The 16,948-nt window shown below is 38.7% G+C and carries 12 protein-coding genes and 1 pseudogene; 5 read left to right on the top strand and 8 right to left on the bottom strand.

Going from position 1 to position 16,948, the window contains the following annotated elements:
* Window positions 1-56 precede the first annotated feature (56 nt).
* Together xseA and H1X92_RS10035 are read right to left on the bottom strand one after the other, a co-directional pair.
* Entirely contained in the window at window positions 57-1,406 is a 1,350-nt protein-coding gene (gene xseA, locus H1X92_RS10040) for an exodeoxyribonuclease VII large subunit (RefSeq protein WP_180560004.1), read from the bottom strand.
* A 74-nt stretch (window positions 1,407-1,480) separates the two neighbouring features.
* Window positions 1,481-2,311 (bottom strand): hypothetical protein, encoded by an 831-nt coding sequence (locus tag H1X92_RS10035; RefSeq protein ID WP_180560003.1) that lies wholly within the window; start codon window positions 2,309-2,311, stop codon window positions 1,481-1,483.
* Window positions 2,312-2,628: 317 nt separating this feature from the next.
* Here H1X92_RS10035 and guaB point away from each other — a divergent pair, with 317 nt between their 5' ends.
* The 4 genes from guaB to H1X92_RS10015 all read left to right on the top strand — a co-directional run bounded on the left by guaB (window position 2,629) and on the right by H1X92_RS10015 (window position 7,644).
* The gene (gene guaB, locus H1X92_RS10030) at window positions 2,629-4,092 is read left to right on the top strand and encodes an IMP dehydrogenase (protein WP_180560002.1); all 1,464 of its coding nucleotides are present in this window, start codon (window positions 2,629-2,631) and stop codon (window positions 4,090-4,092) included.
* A 66-nt stretch (window positions 4,093-4,158) separates the two neighbouring features.
* A complete protein-coding gene (gene guaA, locus H1X92_RS10025; RefSeq protein ID WP_180560001.1) occupies window positions 4,159-5,736 on the top strand; it encodes a glutamine-hydrolyzing GMP synthase in 1,578 nt (525 codons plus the stop codon).
* 494 nt (window positions 5,737-6,230) lie between these two features.
* Window positions 6,231-6,827: a lytic polysaccharide monooxygenase gene (locus tag H1X92_RS10020; protein WP_180560000.1), complete on the top strand. Its 597-nt coding sequence runs from the start codon at window positions 6,231-6,233 to the stop codon at window positions 6,825-6,827.
* Window positions 6,828-6,900: 73 nt separating this feature from the next.
* On the top strand, window positions 6,901-7,644 hold the full coding sequence (locus H1X92_RS10015) for a S1 family peptidase (RefSeq protein WP_180559999.1): 744 nt from the start codon (window positions 6,901-6,903) through the stop codon (window positions 7,642-7,644).
* A gap of 98 nt (window positions 7,645-7,742) precedes the next feature.
* Here the strand turns inward: H1X92_RS10015 and H1X92_RS10010 are convergent, their stop codons facing one another.
* From H1X92_RS10010 to ppsR, 3 genes and pseudogenes are all read right to left on the bottom strand, one after another.
* Window positions 7,743-9,230, bottom strand: a complete 1,488-nt coding sequence (locus H1X92_RS10010) for a helicase HerA-like C-terminal domain-containing protein (RefSeq protein ID WP_180559998.1) — start codon at window positions 9,228-9,230, stop codon at window positions 7,743-7,745.
* 295 nt (window positions 9,231-9,525) lie between these two features.
* On the bottom strand, window positions 9,526-10,572 hold the full coding sequence (locus H1X92_RS10005; protein WP_180559997.1) for a 3-deoxy-7-phosphoheptulonate synthase: 1,047 nt from the start codon (window positions 10,570-10,572) through the stop codon (window positions 9,526-9,528).
* Between the two features lie 139 nt (window positions 10,573-10,711).
* Window positions 10,712-11,550: pseudogene (gene ppsR, locus H1X92_RS10000) on the bottom strand (posphoenolpyruvate synthetase regulatory kinase/phosphorylase PpsR).
* A gap of 236 nt (window positions 11,551-11,786) precedes the next feature.
* Between ppsR and ppsA the strand changes: the two are divergent.
* The gene (gene ppsA / locus H1X92_RS09995) at window positions 11,787-14,165 is read left to right on the top strand and encodes a phosphoenolpyruvate synthase (RefSeq protein WP_180559996.1); all 2,379 of its coding nucleotides are present in this window, start codon (window positions 11,787-11,789) and stop codon (window positions 14,163-14,165) included.
* Window positions 14,166-14,298: 133 nt separating this feature from the next.
* Here ppsA and H1X92_RS09990 read toward each other — a convergent pair whose 3' ends face one another.
* The 3 genes from H1X92_RS09990 to H1X92_RS09980 are packed head-to-tail and all read right to left on the bottom strand — an operon-like array spanning window position 14,299 to window position 16,932.
* A complete protein-coding gene (locus H1X92_RS09990) occupies window positions 14,299-15,090 on the bottom strand; it encodes a heme ABC transporter ATP-binding protein (RefSeq protein ID WP_180559995.1) in 792 nt (263 codons plus the stop codon).
* 10 nt (window positions 15,091-15,100) lie between these two features.
* Window positions 15,101-16,096 (bottom strand): FecCD family ABC transporter permease, encoded by a 996-nt coding sequence (locus H1X92_RS09985; protein WP_180560084.1) that lies wholly within the window; start codon window positions 16,094-16,096, stop codon window positions 15,101-15,103.
* Window positions 16,096-16,932, bottom strand: coding sequence for a heme/hemin ABC transporter substrate-binding protein (locus tag H1X92_RS09980; protein ID WP_180559994.1), 837 nt, complete (start codon window positions 16,930-16,932; stop codon window positions 16,096-16,098). Before H1X92_RS09980 ends, H1X92_RS09985 begins: the two co-directional genes overlap by 1 nt.
* Between the last annotated feature and the right edge of the window lie 16 nt (window positions 16,933-16,948).

Below are 16,948 nucleotides of genomic sequence, written 5' to 3'. Positions count from 1 at the left end.
TAATAATTTAATATAAGGCTAATAAAACTATTTTTATATATGATAATTTATTTAAATTAAGTAATTTTATTGATCGATAAGATTTTACTTTCAAGCCAGCCATCTTTTAGGCGAGTTTTTATTTTTCCCCCAATATCTGCTTGTTGGGTATTGGTTAAAATCCTGCCATCAGGTAATTCACTGATGCTATAACCACGCGCTAATGTTGCTAATGGACTTACTGCTTGAAGACGAGAACAGCTAATAGCAAATTTTTCTCGATATTGGCTTAATGTTTGATTAATTAATTGTTTTAATTGGAATTCATGTTGAATATAGCGTTGGCGACAATTTTGTAATTGTGGTCGCGGATCACATAATATTAAACGTTGTTCCAGGCTATATTGTTGACGATTAAATTGCTGTAAATATTGTTGGGTGGCGCTAACAAGTTTTTGTTGCAGCTGAATCAAATAATTTTGTTGGCGGGTTATCCGCAGTTCAGGATGTTGTTGTTGTAGTTTATGTTGTAATTGATTAAACACACGTAGTTTACGCGCCAAGAAATAGTCCATCGCCATTTCCAGTCGCTGTTTTTGTTCAAGTAGTTGGCGGAGTAATTCTTGTTGGTTACGACTGACTAGTTCTGCCGCTGCTGAGGGTGTCGGGGCACGTAAATCGGCAACGAAATCGGCAATAGTTACATCGGTTTCATGACCAACCGCAGCAATAATTGGTAACTGACTGGCAAAAATTGCTCGCGCAACTTTTTCATCATTAAAAGCCCATAAATCCTCCAATGAACCACCACCCCGGCCGACAATCAGTACATCACACTCTTGCCTGTGATTAGCCAACTTAATGGCACGAACAATTTGGCAAGGTGCATCTTCCCCTTGCACGGCGGTGGGATAAATAATGACAGGTAATGAAGGATCGCGGCGTTTTAATATATTCAAAATATCGTGTAATGCGGCGCCTGTTGCTGAAGTAATTACCCCTAAGCGTTTGGCGGGCATTGGTAGCGCTTGTTTGTAATATTGAGCAAATAGTCCTTCAGCTGAAAGTTTTTGTTTCAATATTTCAAATTGTCGTTGTAATAACCCATCACCTGCAGGTTGAATATTGTCGATAATTAATTGGTACTCTCCTCTCGGTTCGTACATGGTAACAGTTGCTCTAACTAACACTTGTTGACCATTTTGTGGCCGAAAATTGACCCGTATATTTTGACCACGAAACATCGCAGCGCGTAGCTGCGCTTTTTCATCTTTTAAAGTGAAATACCAGTGGCCAGAAGCCGGCTGAGAAAAATTAGAAATTTCTGCATTAAGCCAAATTCTGCCAATTTGAAGTTCAAGTAATTGCCGAACAGATTGATTAAGTTGGCTAACTGAGTAAATTACACTATTTTCTGAAGTTAACATATTAAGTTAGCAACACCTTGTAAATAAAATTAATAGCTAAATATTAGCAGCTATTGTTTTTATTATACATAGCATCATAGTAAAGAATACAACTGTTTATCCCATTCATGTTGCTCAAGGTTGGCTGTTTTCATTCGTATGGTTATATTTTTGTCTTTAGGATTAGACTTTATATCGGTGATAATAAATTCTGTTTTTGGCCAGAATAATACTTCATGTTTGCCATCTTTTAATAAAGCGGAAATATTGGCACCGACTAAAGGTTCACTATATTGAATTTCATATAACACATTAATTTCATTAATAGCTAATGAATTGATGTCTTTTAAATAAGATATAACATTATCAAGGATATCACTGGTACTGAAGAAATTATCAAGTTTTTGCGAACTATTCCTTTGCAAGAACATCATATCGGCAGCTTTTCTGACTTCACCACGATAAACCATTCTAGGCACAAATTGGCTATGATAATTATCGAATAATGATAAATGCATTAAAGATAAATTTAATTGGGCCACTAAAGGGTGATGATGATTAGCCGCAGCCCCAAGTTTTAGCATACTATTTAAATAAGTGTAGCTGCTGTATTGGTAATCTTGAATACTATACCAATCAATAAAATGGCATTTCTTATAACCTTCTAATTGATTAAATTGATTCATTGTTGATACAAAATTAATTTTAGATTTATTTTCAACATAATCTTTATCATAAATTGGGGTTAAAAGTGCTAACGCTTCATCATATGAGTGTATGGGGTGACTAATATCCTCATTAGTATAGAGAGAATCCAGAAAATGAAGATGCTGTTTTTCAATTGTTGAAAGCGAGGGAGAAGCTCTTCGTGTATCTGATTGGTAAGTGGGTATTTGATTGAAGTTCGTTTTATTAATGGCGAACATAACTTTCCTTAGTTTAACCCGTTAATTTTACCCATATTTTAAGTGAGAACTAAATTTTAAAAAGTGATGTTTAGAGCAGAATAATTTAAACAAAATAACTAATCCCAGTAAAAATTTATTTGATTTGAAATTAATTAAACAATTCTGTCAATAAATTATTAACAAGTTAAAATCTGAATTTGATAATGTAATTATGCGTTTTTGTCGGCAAAAAAAGAATTTTAGTAAGAAAGTAGTGGAGTCAATAAATTTCGTCATGTATAATATGGTCGCAATATTTTATCTTTTTCCGAATTCTGCCTGGTGAGATATTGCTCATGCTACGTATAAAGAAAGAAGCGCTAACATTCGATGATGTATTGTTAGTTCCCGCACACTCAGATGTATTACCTAATACGGCTGATTTATCAACTCATTTAACTGCCTCGATCCGTTTAACAATCCCTATGCTTTCTGCTGCCATGGATACTGTGACTGAATCAGATTTGGCCATCGCATTAGCCCAAGAGGGCGGAATTGGTTTTATTCATAAAAATATGTCAATTGAGCGTCAGGCAGAAGAAGTTCGCCGAGTTAAAAAGTATGAAAGTGGTATTGTTATCGATCCAGTTACCGTCACGCCTGAAACCACAATTCGTGAAGTGTATGAGATGGAAGAACGCAATGGTTTTGCTGGTTATCCTGTGGTTAACAATAATAAAGAATTGGTTGGCATCATTACCGGTCGTGACATCCGTTTTGTCACAGATTTGGATCAGCCGGTTACCGCAGTAATGACAGCTAAACCGCATTTGGTCACGGTGAAAGAGGGTGAATCCCGTGATGTGGTTTTACAGAAATTGCATGAAAGGCGTATCGAAAAGGCATTAGTGGTTGATGATAATTTTCATCTGTTTGGTATGATCACAGTAAAAGATTTTCAAAAAGCTGAACGCAAACCTAATGCATGTAAAGATGAGCAGGGTCGTTTGCGAGTCGGGGCGGCAGTCGGTGCGGGTGGCAATAATGAACAACGGATTGAGGCATTAGTCGCGGCCGGTGTTGATGTATTGTTAATTGACTCCTCGCATGGACATTCACAGGGTGTTTTACAGCGTATTCGTGAAACGCGGGCAAAATATCCTGATTTGCCAATTATCGGAGGTAATGTTGCTACCGGCGAAGGGGCAAAAGCCTTAGCTGAAGCCGGCGCCAGTGCGGTAAAAGTCGGTATTGGCCCAGGCTCTATCTGTACAACACGAATTGTGACTGGGGTTGGTGTCCCCCAGATCACTGCAATCGCTGATGCTGTTGAGGCACTTAATGGCATGAATATACCAGTAATTGCCGATGGGGGAATTCGCTTCTCGGGTGATATTGCTAAAGCACTGGCAGCGGGCGCTTCATGCGTTATGGTTGGTTCAATGCTTGCTGGTACCGAAGAATCACCCGGCGAAACTATTTTGTTTCAGGGACGCTCTTATAAAGCTTATCGAGGAATGGGATCATTAGGTGCTATGTCGAAAGGCTCTTCTGATCGTTATTTCCAAACCGATAATGCGGCAGATAAATTAGTTCCTGAAGGAATAGAGGGCCGGGTTGCTTATAAAGGATTATTGAAGAATATTGTTCATCAGCAAATGGGTGGCCTTCGTTCTTGTATGGGGCTAACAGGTTGTGCCACCATTGATGAATTAAGAAGCAAAGCAGAATTTGTCCGGATCAGTGGTGCGGGTATCCAAGAGAGTCATGTGCATGATGTTACCATCACCAAAGAATCACCCAATTATCGCTTAGGTTAACCATTTTATCAGCGGTTTTTCCCTATAAACCGTCAAATTATTATTTGTTTTTGGAATTATTTTTAGATGACAACCGACATTCATCAATACCGAATTTTGATCCTCGATTTTGGTTCACAATACACGCAATTAATTGCCCGTCGCATTCGTGAAATTGGCGTTTATTGTGAGCTTTGGGCATGGGATGTTTCCGAGGCACAGATACGCGAATTTAATCCCAACGGAATTATTCTTTCTGGCGGGCCGGAGAGCACGACCGAGCAAAACAGCCCACGTGCACCGGAATATGTTTTTCAAACCGGCGTTCCGGTATTAGGTATTTGTTATGGTATGCAAACGATGTCCATCCAATTAGGTGGGCAAGTTGAAGTCTCTGGCGAGCGAGAGTTTGGCTACGCCCAGGTGTCAATTCAACAATCTTGTGAACTATTTCGTGATATCTATGACAGCTTAAGTGCTGATGGCAAGCCATTGCTTGATGTATGGATGAGCCATGGCGATAAAGTGACTGCTATTCCGACGGATTTTAAAGTTATAGCCAGTACCGATAGCTGCCCATTTGCTATCATGGCAAATGATGAAAAACATTTCTATGGCGTCCAATTTCACCCTGAAGTGACCCACACTCATCAAGGTGCGGCTATTTTACAGCGTTTTGTATTAGATATTTGTGGTTGTGAAGCCCGTTGGACTGCGGCGGCAATTGTTGAAGATACGGTACAACGCCTAAAGGCACAGATTGGTGATGATCAAGTGATTTTAGCGTTATCTGGCGGTGTGGATTCATCAGTTACTGCGCTATTACTCAATCGTGCGATTGGTAAACAACTGACTTGTGTATTTGTTGATAATGGTTTATTACGCTTAAATGAAGCGCAGCAAGTTATGGCCATGTTTGCTGGTAAATTTGATCTTAATATTATTCATGTGGCTGCCGAAGAGCGCTTTCTTAGCGCATTGGCGGGTATTGATGAGCCAGAATCAAAGCGTAAAACGATCGGTCGTGTTTTTATTGAAGTATTTGATGAACAAGCCGCTAAACAAACGCAAGTAAAATGGCTAGCACAAGGGACTATTTATCCAGACGTAATTGAGTCCGCTGCTTCGGCGACCGGTAAAGCACATGTCATTAAATCTCACCACAATGTAGGCGGCTTACCAGCAGAAATGAAACTGGGTTTAGTTGAGCCCTTAAAAGAGTTATTTAAAGATGAGGTGCGTAAAGTAGGCCTGGAGTTAGGACTTCCTTACGACATGTTATACCGTCATCCATTTCCTGGCCCTGGCTTAGGAGTAAGGGTATTGGGTGAAGTGAAAAAAACTTATTGTGATCTCTTACGCCAGGCAGATGCCATTTTTATTGAAGAATTACATAAAGCCGATCTTTATCATAAAGTCAGCCAGGCCTTCACCGTTTTCCTGCCGGTGCGCTCAGTTGGTGTAATGGGAGATGGTCGCAAATATGACTGGGTCGTATCATTACGAGCCGTTGAAACCATTGACTTCATGACCGCCCATTGGGCACATTTGCCTTATGATTTTCTTGGCCGCGTGTCCAATAGGATCATCAATGAAGTCGCTGGTATCTCTAGGGTAGTTTATGATATTAGTGGTAAACCTCCAGCGACAATTGAGTGGGAATAAAAAACGCATATTTGCCAAAATAACTTCCCCAAACAACCCAGTGAAAATACATTTACTGGGTTTTTTTATTAGGCAATACTTTTATAATTGTTATTTTTAATAAAAAAGTAATTTAATATTTTATTTATAATCGATACAAAATACCTATTTAAAAATTAATTTTAGTGATATGTTACATAAGAAATTACTTTGATAACTTATTTAATTATCTATTTTATTATTTAATTAAATATTTAATGTTATATATAAAGCGCATATTTACTGAACATCTATAGTATTAAGATTATATTAAAAAGTGGCTAAAAAGCATTACTATTTATTTATATTTATTAATCAGTTGTTAAAAGAAATATAAGTATTTTTTTAAGCATTAACTAATTATTTTAAATTGCTATAGTGCTTGTTCTGGGATGATAATTTTCAGTGCTGTTATTGCATTTATTACTCATTATTTCTTTGCAGAAATAAAAATTATTGATCAAGGAGTAAGCGAAATGAAAACAAGATTACTGTTGACAATGTTAACGTTAATGAGTGCCTCGAGTTTTGCCAGTATCACCACTGATATTAAATCAATGCATGGCTATATTGATAGCCCAGCGAGTCGGGCTTATTTGTGTTCAATGTTGGAAAACAAAAATTGTGGTCCAATTGAGTATGAACCGCAATCAGTGGAAGGACGAAAAGGTTTTCCACAAAGAGGGCCAGCGGATGGCAAAATAGCCAGCGCTGGTGTAGGAATGTTTAAGCAATTGGATGAACAATCAGTAACGCGCTGGACTAAGGTTAATATGAGATCAGGTGAAAATGTGTTTCACTGGACATTAACTGCCCCACATAGTACCACCGACTGGGAATATTTTATTACCAAACAAAACTGGGATCCTAATGTCCCATTAAGTCGCGCTGCGTTTGAATTACAACCCTTCTGTTCACGATTTGATGGTGGTGCAGTACCCGCCCGAGAAGTTACCATGAAATGCATTGTACCTTATCGTACGGGTTATCAAGTGATTTTAGGTGTCTGGACTATTGCAGACACATCAAATGCCTTCTATCAAGTGATTGATGCCAATATGAATGCTCGTTAGTTTTAATTGGCTAAATAGGATTATTTTTTGATATTTATTTTATTCTAATAAAAATTAATTTTATGGTAATACAATGATTAATAAATATATTTCTAACGGTATACCAGCTGAACCAGGCGAATTTCCCTTTTTTTGTGCATTATGTCTTTCTGATTCTGCGGATATCAATAGACATCGCTGTGGTAGCGTTCTTATTAATAAACGTTGGGTATTGAGTGCAGCACATTGTATTGAAAATATTGATGTTGCAAAACTTAATGTTTATGTTGGCATGGAGCACTATAACCCCGGTGCAATTTATCAAGATAAAGTAAAAATTAAACAGATTATTAGCCATCCTTATTGGCGTAATCCACCCACTGATGTAGATTGTCCTGCGCCGTTTGATGTACCTTATGATATTGCTTTACTCGAGTTAGCCCGCGAAACAATTAGTAATGATTTTGCCAGTATTAATGGTATCAATAAACATGTTGATTTACCTGAAGGTACTGAAGTAACTGCGATTGGTATGGGGGATACTGAATTGGGCAAAACATCTGAATATTTGCGAAAAACAATTATTTCGATCGCCAATCCTAAACGATGTATTGAAGTACCCAGTGGTTACCCATCAACTTGCCATAAGCCAGCCTTACATATTTGCGCAATTGGTAATAATACCATAACAGGAGGAGGGGATTCAGGTAGTCCAATATTAGCTAACGATGGTAACAACACAGTAGTAGGTTTAGTCTCGCGTAGAATAATGCAGTCAATGCAATTTACCAGAGTAAGTTATTATAGCGATTGGATCCTAAATAATATTAATAAGTAATTTTCTTGATTTTATTATGTAAATAAAACAACTTATTACCATTAGGATTTTTGCTTAACAAACCTGGTGTAGCTACTGCCAGGTTTGTTATTGATTTTTTAACGTTTTCTACCACCTAAAATACCACGTATAATTTGATTACTTATTTGACGCACCGCAGATTTAGTTGCCGTTTGCACTAAACCCTCTTTTTTACCTCCTCTGGGGCCAGTTGAACCAAATAGGAAATCTTTTAAGCCGCCAACAAACCCACTATCTTCACTATTTTTTGTGATTTGATTTGTTTGGCTAGTAGCCGTTATATTATCGCTGGTTTGATTTGCCAGTTTTTCATAGGCTGATTCACGATCCAACATTTTTTCATACTTGCCATAGAGATCTGAATGATTAAGTAGCTGACTGCGTTCTTCGCTAGTTAAAATTCCCATGCGTGAATCTGGCGCAATAACAAAAGCCCGTTGAACAATGTTAGGACGTCCTTTTTCATCTAAGAACGAAATTAATGCTTCACCTACACCCAGTTCAGTTATCGCCTGCTCAGCTTTAAACTTTGGATTTGCTCGCATGGTTTCGGCTGCTGCTTTAACGGCTTTTTGATCACGCGGCGTAAAGGCGCGTAATGCATGTTGAACCCGGTTGCCCAGTTGTCCTAGGATATTATCGGGAATATCAAGAGGATTTTGCGTAACAAAATAAACACCAATGCCTTTTGAACGGATCAGCCGAACAACCTGTTCGATTTTTTCTAGTAAAGCGGTCGGTGCGTTAGTAAAAAGTAGATGTGCTTCATCAAAGAAAAACACCAGTTTCGGTTTTTCAACATCGCCCATTTCAGGTAAACGTTCAAAAAGTTCCGATAATAACCATAATAAAAACACAGCGTAAATCTTAGGTTGATTATATAGTTTGTCTGCCGCAAGAATGTTGATCATTCCCTGGCCTTTAGAATCGGTTTTGATCAGATCAGCAATATCAAGCATGGGTTCGCCGAAAAAGTAATCAGCACCTTGCTGTTCAAGGGTTAATAAGCCACGTTGTATGGCGCCGATTGAGGTACTGGCAATGTTACCGTATTCAGTTTGAAATTGTTTTGCATTTTCACCAACATATTGAACGGTAGCACGCAGATCTTTCATGTCTAACAATAGTAAGCCATTGTCATCGGCGATTTTAAAAATAAGTTGTAATACACCACTTTGTACATCATTTAAATTCATTAAACGAGATAACAGCAATGGTCCCATATCTGAGATTGTTGCTCTTACCGGATGTCCTTGTTCTGCAAAAACATCCCAAAAAGTGACAGGGCAAGCAGCGGGATGCCAGTCTGTTACACCAAGCGCTTCTAGGCGTGATTGCAATTTAGGTGTTAAAACTCCTTTGGCACCAATCCCCGAAAGATCACCTTTCACATCAGCCATAAAAACCGGCACCCCAATTTGAGAAAAACTTTCTGCCATTTTTTGCAGCGTTACGGTTTTACCTGTTCCTGTTGCACCGGTAATTAATCCATGTCGATTTGCTAGCGCAGGCAATATGGCTAATTCAGTTTCACTATTTTTAGCGATAACGAGAGATTTTTGCATCTAAAATTATCCTCTGTAGTCGGCATGATGGGTATAATTTTGTTGTCAGGCTCGATAGCAGATTTTCGTTAAATTTTAAATTACCAGACAAAATAGGGTAAATACGCCTGTTATAATATGATTAATTAATAAAAAATTATAAAAGAGTATAGGGTAAAGATAGCTGATGGTGGTGTATTTGGTATTTTAATAATAAAAAATTCAGTAAATGCTGCCAGATAAAGTAATCTATGGGGTAGGGAGAATTTTAGCTGACAATCATTAATTGCTGCTGAAAAATTCTCCTGTAGGATGTTTAAAACCGATGTTTTACCGCTTCAGCCAATATAGATAGTAATTGTTTGGTATCCCGCCAACCCAAGCAAGGATCCGTAATAGACTGACCATAAACTAGGGGTTTACCGGCAATGACTTGCTGGGTACCCTCTACAAGAAAGCTTTCTGCCATAATACCGGCGATTGTTCTCGAGCCTGCTTGCAGTTGTTGCGCAATGTTTTTAGCAACATCTAATTGGCGCTGATGAATTTTTTGACAATTACCATGACTAAAGTCGATAACTAATTTTTCAGGTAAGCCTAATTGACGTAACTGACGGCAGGCAACGGCAATATCTTCTGCGCTGTAATTAGGCTGTTTTCCTCCGCGCATAATTATATGGCCATAAGGGTTACCATGGGTTTGATAAACAGTCATTTGGCCATTTTTATCGGGCGATAAAAATACATGGCTAGCACGTGCAGCACGAATAGCATCCAGAGCAATATTAATATTCCCGTCAGTACCATTTTTAAAGCCAACCGGACAAGAAAGAGCCGATGCCATTTGGCGATGGATTTGGCTTTCTGTGGTTCTGGCGCCGATGGCTCCCCAGCTAATTAGATCGGCAACATATTGGCCGATTATCATATCTAAAAATTCAGTTGCTGTTGGCAGCCCGAGTTGGTTAATATTAGTAAGTAGCTCACGGGCTAATCGTAGGCCTTTATTAACTTGGCAGGAATTGTTCAGATCTGGATCGGAAATTAAACCTTTCCAGCCAACCACTGTACGGGGTTTTTCAAAATAGGTACGCATCACGATTTCAAGATAATCTTTATATTCGACGCGCAACTTAGCCAGCATTTTTGCGTATTCAAGTGCTGCTTGGGTATCATGTACTGAACAGGGGCCAATGACCACCAACAGTCGATGATCTTGGCCAGTTAAAATTGATTCAATCGCTTTGCGTGACGTTGTCACGTTTTCGATAATTTCTTTAGATAGCGGAAACTCATCCGCCAGCGCTTGAGGCGTAATAAGGCTATCAATAGGTTGAGTTCTTAACTCATCTGTTTTATACATATTTATCTCATATATGCTTCAATGTGGCAGATCTTGTTGCTAAATAAATTAGCATTACCCTAACTGAAAATAAACTGCTTCCAAGGGTTGTTTAAGATAGCGTTAAAGTAATGAATATTTCTTAGTTAATTTTGAATTATTAAAATATACGACGAGTTAGACCAAATGTATCGATGACTTTGGCTGAAATCTCTTCAACCGAGTAATTAGTTGTATTTAAATAATGGATATTGTGTCTTCTAAATAAAGCCTCTACCTCCGTTAACTCTATCCGACATTGACGTAAAGAAGCATAACGACTTTTTTCACAACGCTCTTCACGAATTGTGGCTAATCGCTCAGGACTAATTGTTAGGCCAAAAAGTTTATTCATATAAGGTTTCAATGCAGAAGGTAATTGCAAATTATCCATATCATCTGCGGTGAAAGGATAATTGGCAGCCTGAATAGCAAATTGCATCGCTAAATAGAGGCTAGTTGGTGTTTTACCGCAGCGGGAAACACCTAATAAAATTACCTGAGCCTGATCCAGATTTTTTAATGATATGCCATCATCGTGCGCTAATGTATATTCAATCGCCGCAATTCTAGCATCATATTGATTTAGATTAGATAGTCCGTGGGTTCGGTTGAGCTTTGGTTCAGGTTTTAAGCCAATCTCTTGCTGGATCGGATCAATTAAAGATTGGACGATATCATAACAACAGCCGGCACTAGTGGTAATAATTTTTTTTACTGTTGGCGAAATAATTGAGTAAAAAACCAACGGACGAATCTGGGTTTTAGAATAGATTTGATCAATTCTGTGTTTTATTTCTGTAGCACGTTTTCAGTGGTGACAAACGGTAGTGAATAAGAAGAAAAATGGAGTGGAAATTGTGATAAAACAGCATGACCGAGCGTCTCTGCTGTGATCGCAGTTCCGTCGGAAATAAAAAATACACAGCGTGCTAAATTTTTAGCGTGATGTTGGTCCATTGGTTAATTTTCCTTTTCATTTTATTTTATTTTTAAAAAGTAAAATAATAAAGATCAAATGTAAAAATTTGTTATCCGAATGATAGATTATATGGCGTTAAAAAATATTATTATGAGCTTGATCGATTCACCATTCCATTATGGGTTCAACATTATGTTAGTCTTAACGATAAGATAGTTTTACCAACTAACTAACATATTTACATTTCTATGAATTTTAATAAGGGTTCTTTTCAATGTCCGATAAAGGCCGTACTTCATACAATATACTTTGGTATAACCAGCTTACTATGAATGATGTTGATTTAGTTGGTGGAAAGAATGCTTCGTTAGGTGAAATGATCACACATTTAGCTGCTGTGGATGTTCTGGTACCAAATGGTTTTGCCACTACCGCCTGTGCTTTCAATGATTTTTTAGAGCAAGGTGGTGTTAATCAACGTATATACCAATTATTGGATGAAATTGATATTGACGATGTAGAGCAATTAGCCAAAGCGGGTAGCCAAATTCGGCAATGGATCATTGATACCCCGTTTAGCTCTAAATTAGAAAAAGATATCCGTCAGGCTTTTTTGCAATTATCTGCCGATGAGCCTGATATTTCCTTTGCAGTGCGTTCTTCTGCTACTGCCGAGGATATGCCAGATGCTTCTTTTGCTGGTCAGCAAGAAACTTTTTTGAACGTCCAAGGTATTGATGCGGTAATGGTCGCAATCAAACATGTTTTTGCTTCCCTATTTAATGACCGGGCTATCTCATATCGTGTTCATCAAGGGTATGATCATCGTGGGGTCGCTCTTTCTGCCGGGATCCAACGTATGGTACGTTCTGATTTAGCTTCTTCGGGCGTAATGTTTACTTTAGATACTGAATCAGGTTTTGATCAGGTTGTTTTTATTACCTCAGCGTTTGGTCTTGGCGAGATGGTTGTGCAAGGTGCGGTTAATCCTGACGAATTCTATGTGCATAAACCAACATTAAAAGCGGGGCGTCCAGCTATTGTACGCAGAACGTTAGGCTCGAAAAAAGTGCGAATGGTTTATGCTGATAATCATCAACATGGTGAACAGGTAAGGATTGAAGAGGTAGCAGAAAAAGAGCGTAATTGCTTTTCTTTAACTGATCATGAAGTTGAAGCGCTTGCGCATCAGGCATTATTAATTGAACAGCACTATGGCCGACCAATGGACATAGAGTGGGCTAAAGATGGCCATAATGGTAAATTATATATTGTCCAGGCTCGACCTGAGACTGTCCGTGCTAATCAGCAGATGATGGAACGCTATCAAATAAAAAAAACCGGTAAAGTATTAGTAGAAGGGCGTGCTATTGGTCAACGTATTGGTGCAGGAACGGTTAAAATTATCCACGATATTAGTGAAATGAGTCGTGTGCAGGCAGGCGATGTTTTGGTTACAGATATGACCGATCCTGATTGGGAACCGATTATGAAGCGAGCCGCCGCTATTGTCACTAATCGTGGCGGACGTACTTGTCATGCGGCGATTATAGCACGTGAATTGGGTATTCCAGCTGTGGTTGGTTGCGGAGATGCAACTGAGCACTTACATGATGGTCAATTAGTGACAGTCTCTTGCGCTGAAGGTGATACCGGTTTTGTTTATGCTGATAAATTGCCATTTGAGATCAAAAGTTGTCAGGTTGATAAAATGCCATCGTTGAAGGTGAAAATCATGATGAATGTCGGTAACCCTGATCGCGCATTTGATTTTGCTTGTTTACCTAATGATGGTGTGGGTTTGGCCCGTTTGGAATTTATTATCAATCGCATGATTGGTGTGCATCCACGTGCTTTATTAGAGTTTGAGCAACAATCGGCTGAGTTACAGGCGGAAATTCGAGCGCTAATGCTGGGTTATCAGGATCCTGTCGAGTTTTATATAGCCCGTTTAACAGAAGGAGTTGCTACTCTAGCGGCCGCATTTTGGCCGAAACGGGTGATTGTTCGCTTATCTGATTTTAAATCAAATGAATATGCTAACTTAATCGGCGGTGATCTTTATGAACCGCATGAAGAAAATCCGATGTTAGGTTTTCGAGGCGCTGGGCGCTATGTGGACAATAGTTTTCGTCAATGTTTTGCCCTTGAGTGTGAAGCGGTTAAGCGGGTGCGAAATATTATGGGATTAACCAATGTTGAGATTATGATCCCATTTGTGAGAACTGTTGCTCAAGCAGAAGCTGTTATTGAGGAGTTAGCACATCATGGTCTAAAACGTGGTGAGAATGGTTTGAAAATTATCATGATGTGTGAAATTCCATCAAATGCCCTATTAGCAGAACAATTTCTTACTTATTTTGATGGATTCTCTATTGGTTCAAATGATATGACTCAATTAACACTCGGACTGGATCGTGATTCTGCTATTATTTCTCCGCTATTTGATGAACGCAATGAAGCGGTAAAAGCATTAATTTTGATGGCGATAAAAGCCGCTAAACAGCAAGGCAAGTATGTAGGTATTTGTGGTCAAGGTCCTTCTGATCATCAAGATTTTGCGCAATGGCTCATGAAAGAAGGAATTGATAGTCTTTCACTTAATCCTGATACGGTGATGACAACTTGGTTTTCCCTGGCGGAAAATAACTAGCACTGATTAATTTTTTATTCATTAAACTGGTCTTGTAAACTGAGTCTGAAAATGAAAATAACAGACTCAGTTAATGATGAACAAAATATAATATTTATTGCTTTAGCTGGTGATTATCGATCAACTTAATCAGTTAGTGGCGTAAAAATATTTGCGGAACCTTCTTGTCTGGATGAGTTTTCACATAAAGATTAGCTCTGTACCAGCGGCGTAAATTTTCTTCTGTCATGACTTGTTGCGGTGTGCCGACACTAACCAGTTGACCCTCATACAGTAAATAAATGCGATCTGCATATAATGCTGCCAGATTTAGATCATGCAATATACAACAAACACCAATAGACTGTTGACGATTTAATCGATGTAATAAGCGTAAACTTTGTTGCTGATGATAGAGATCAAGTGCTGAGGTTGGTTCATCCAAAAACAGGTAGCTATTATTGGGCTCAGGATGCCAAAGTTGGGCGATAACACGGGCTAACTGCACACGTTGTTGTTCTCCGCCAGATAGTTGTTGGTAATTTCGATAGCGTAATGCCAGACAATCAGTTTGTATTAATGCACTTTCGATAGCTTGACTGAAATAAAAACTACCATAAGGACTTCGTCCCATTGCCACAATTTCTTCAAAGCTAAATGGAAAATTGAGTTGGTGATGCTGGCGCATTACCGCCCGTTTACGTGATAATTTATTAATATCCCAGCCTGTCAGCAACTTTCCTTCTAATAGGCACTCTCCAGTATGTGGGGTAAGAAAACCGGTCAATAAACGTAGTAAGGTTGATTTTCCAGCACCGTTTGGCCCGATAATAATACTTATTTGGTTGTGATAAAGTGACAGTGATAAATCATCAATAACATTTTGCCTAATTACGCGATAGCAGAGTTGTTTTGCTTCAATAAAAGGTATAGAGGAACGGCACATAATTTTGTCACTAACCTTGTGGCTGTTTTAAAATAAGATAGAGAAAATAGGGGGCACCAATTAACCCGGTAATTAAGCCTACTGGAATTTCTGCCGGTGTGGCTAAGGTACGAGCGAGGGTATCAGCAGTAAGTAGTAAAACGGCGCCGGCTAAAGCGCAAGCAGGTAATAACCATTTATGATTGGCGCCAAATGTCATTCTAATAAGATGTGGGACGACTAAACCAATAAACCCAATTATACCACTTGACGCGACTGCACAACCAATTAAAAGAGAGCTCAGTACTAAAAGTATAAACTTGGTTTTTTTTACTTTTAAGCCGAGATAATGTGCTTCTTCATCGCCTAATTGTAATAAATTAAGTTTCATACTTTGTTGTAAGACCATAAGCATGGTAAGGCTAATGATGGTAGCGGCAATGGTTACAATGGCAGCATTATTTTGACTTAAAGAGCCCATCATCCATAGTGTCAGGCTACGTAACTGCTGATCATCGCTAAGGTAGCTAAGAAGACCAATGAAAGATACGCATAAGGTATTAATCGCGATGCCCGATAAAAGTAATTTCGTTAAATGGCCATTTGAATAATGCGTTAATGAAAAAATAACTATTGCAACGATAAAGCTGCCAACAAAAGCCGCCACCAGATAACCATAATCACTTAACAGTGAAGAAATAGGCAAGGGAAGAACAATAAAAAGCGCAACGCTAAGAGCTGCTCCGCTACTGATGCCAAGTAAGCCGGGATCGGCTAATGGATTACGAAATAGCCCTTGCATAATAGCACCCGCAACCGCTAATGCGCAGCCGACTAATAATGCCAATAAAATACGGGGTAAGCGAATAGTTAGCCAAATTTGCCAATGATTATCCGTTAAGGGTAGTTGCCAAAGTGAATGAAACGACAAAGACATAGCACCCACATTTGCCGCCAGTAAGACAATTAAAATAACAAGACAAAATAGAATTAATAATACCGATTTTGGATAAGCGAATTGTTTCATCATTTATTGGTTTTTTTATTGGTTTTTTCCAAAGCATCGCGTATTTGTTTCATAACACTCGGCGTTGATAATCCAAATCCGAGAAGCCCTAAATCATTAACGATGAGTAATGCCTGGTTTTTGCCGGCAGGTGTCATATTAATACCGGGTAATCGCCAGATTTTTTCTATTCCACCTAAGGAATGAATACCTTCAATGGTAATTAAAATCCAATCGGGTTGACTGGCAATAATTGCTTCTTGAGAGAGAGGAAGATAGCCGTTAAAACCTTGCAGTGCATTTTGGGCACCGACAGTCGAAATAATACTATCTGCTGCGGTGCGTTGACCGGCAACAAGAGGCACAGTTCCATTATGGCTGAATATAAAAAGGATTTTTTGTTGTATAGGAGCGGTATTAATCAATGACAATTGCTCATTAAGTTTATTGATGAGCGCTTCTCCTTTTTGGGGTTGCTTAATTGTATGAGCTATGGTACGAATTTTTTCTGGTATGGCTGCCAGTGTAGGAGCTCCTGTTACTTTTACTATCTTAACGCCTGTTCGTTGTATTTGTTTTAGGGCTAATTCGGGTTTAGCTTGTTCACTTGCTAAAATCAATGTTGGCTGTAGCGATAAAATGCCTTCCGCATTTAACATACGCATATAACCGACGTCTGGCAGCTTTAATACCGAGTCTGGTTGACGACTGCTACTATCGCGAGCAATAACCTGTTTTCCTTCATTAAGGGCAAAGATAATTTCGGTGATGTCGCCCCCAAGCGTAATAATGCGTTCATTCGCTTGAGAATAGGGGATAAGTAAAGATATGATAATTGAGAGAAGCCATAATTTCATTTTAAGTTTAACTCCT

The sequence above is a fragment of the Arsenophonus endosymbiont of Apis mellifera genome (assembly GCF_903968575.1).
Taxonomy (GTDB): Bacteria; Pseudomonadota; Gammaproteobacteria; order Enterobacterales; family Enterobacteriaceae; genus Arsenophonus; species Arsenophonus apicola.
The sequence above is the reverse complement of the archived record's forward strand: the minus strand, read 5'-3'. Positions and strand labels throughout refer to the sequence as shown.